Raw genomic sequence first — 2,528 nt, 5'->3', positions numbered from 1 at the left:
GTGAGATAAAAATATCAAAATTTGCCAATGAATTTAATGCTGATGGCAAGAGAGCAAGAGTTCCAAACGCTGAGTTCGTACTAAAAGACAGCAAAGGAAACGTCCTAGCCAATAAATTAACTGATAGTAAAGGTAATGTAAACTTTGGCAGCCACATTCCTGGAACATATACAATAGAAGAAATAAATGCTCCAGATGGTTATATAAAGTCCAACGTTTACTATGAAGTAACAGTAGACGAATCAAATAAAGTAACCTATAAGCCAAAATTCAAAACAGGATCAGGTCAACCGGTTATCGGTGAAGATTACTGGGTTGAAAAAGGTGAAGAAACCCAAACAACAGAAAAACCTAACGTAACAAATGTTAGCCAAAGACTAGAGTACTATGAAAATAAGGTAAGTAGCTGGGGAAAAAGAACAAACGTATGGGAAGCCTACATGTTTGAATCTCTTAAATACCATGCAGACATTACTCTAAGTGATGGTACTCCAGGTAAAAGATTTGAAATTCAATTTGATCCAAACCTAGACTTTACCCAATACTTCTCTGGTTTTCCAAAAATCAGAAAAGGTGGAAAAGACATAGCCGATCCATACTTTGACTACAATACCAACCTATTGACCTATGTTTTTAATGAGAACTCTAAACCAGAGCAAACCATAGTAAGTATAGACCTCAAGGGTATGATTCCAGATAAGTACTATTTCCAAAACACCGGTACAAAACCTTTTACAATTACAGTTGCTCCAGATCAATCTGGTGTAAACGGACAAACGATCAAAAAAGACATTGTAGCTGACTATGGTAGGTATGATACAGGATGGGGCCAACCATCTCAATCATATTACTTTAGAGATATCTACAAAGCTGATGATGGTCAGTGGTATGTAACAGCCATGGCTTACTTTAACCCAATGGCTGATAGTAGAACATCAAAGACTCTCCAATTTAACTGGATTTCTACAAACTATGATAAAAATACTATGATAGCCAGACAAGAAGGTAAGGGCTATAAACCAGCCTATGACCTAGTAGATGTTAAGGTATATCGTACTGAGCCGAACATGGGAAAGATAAATGATAACAATGATGTAATTACTGTAAACTACAACATGCCATTATCATTTGGTGTTAGACCAGAACAAGATCCAAACACCTACTCTTTGCTATACCACACTGGAATTAATCCAGATCAATATACTTCTAGTTCAGCAAATGGAGTTAGTCTAGAATATGACCCAAGTAAAATAAAAACAACGGGACCAATTCACACTACTTTCCCACTAAAAGTGAGAATGCCTAATATTTCTCCACAAAAAGAAGGCTTTATAGTAGAACAAACCTTCAAGATAACAGATGTGAATAATTTCATAAACTTATCAAGAATTTTCTATATGAATAACGGTGCAACAATGGAAGGTAAGGGTATGGAATCAGCATTTGCCAATAGTGCCAACTTCAACACTGCTACAGCAGACCAAACAGGTGAAGAAATTCCAAAATACTATGAAGAAATAACTGGTCTAATTAACAAAAAATATACTCCAGGTCAGTTTAAAATCACAAAGTTAGACCAAGCTGATAGAACTAAAAAACTATCAGGTGCAATCTTCGTCTTAAAACCAGAAGACGGAAATCCTATATATAGAACAAGTAATGTTAATGGAGAAATTAGCTTTACTGGTCTTGCACCAGGTAGATATATTCTTGAAGAATTTAAGGCGCCAGATGACCATATTAAGACAAACAAGCAATGGCAAGTTTTCGTGTTTAATGATGGTAATATCAGAATTACAGAAGCTGGAGTCTCCGGTTCAACTCAATCTTATGATGGCAAGAATATAAATATTGAAATAACCAACAAGCCTAAGGGCCAAGACTTTGTGGTCTACAAAAAGGATGACAAGGGAAATCCACTCCAAGGGGCTAAGTTTAAATTAACCAAACATAATGACGCTAGCTTTAAAGCAGTTGAAGTAGAATCAGATGAAAAAGGTCTTGTAAAATTTGGTCAGCTTCAAAATGGAACCTATATTATAGAAGAAGTTTCCCCACCATCAGGCTATAAACCACTAGACAAGAAATGGGTTCTAGTAATAGATGATAATGGAAAGAGGGTTTATAACTACAGAGAAAAAACTACCACAAATAATTTAAACTCAATTCTTGAAAAAGAAAAAGTTAATTGGGTTGATGTTGGAAACAGGAGTCTTGAAGGTTGGAACCTCTACGACAATAGGCGTGCAGACTGGACAGCTAACTATCCAACACCATTCAAACTTGGTACAAGAATTGTTGGTATCAATACAAATGACAAGTATGTAATCCAAAGATATATCCTAAACCCAGAATCTCTAAACATAGGGGCAACAACTGCTACTATCCACAGAGAAAAACCAGAATATCCAAATATGGATTGGTACGATGGAAAAGGTAAAGCTAATATAGACTACCAAGTATTCACACTTGATAAAGCTGGCACACGGTCATTTTCTTTCCTACAGGGTCAATCCCGTCATCAAGGT

Annotated in this window: 1 protein-coding gene; it reads left to right on the top strand. The window is 36.0% G+C overall.

The window, feature by feature from the left end; translation table 11 throughout:
* On the top strand, positions 1 to 2,528 hold a 2,528-nt coding region (locus Q0U66_RS05815), incomplete at both ends, for a SpaA isopeptide-forming pilin-related protein (protein WP_297378625.1).

The organism is uncultured Helcococcus sp. (assembly GCF_946998255.1).
Lineage (GTDB): Bacteria > Bacillota > Clostridia > Tissierellales > Peptoniphilaceae > Helcococcus.
Note: the sequence above shows the minus strand (reverse complement) of the source record. Positions and strands in the feature narration are given on the sequence as shown.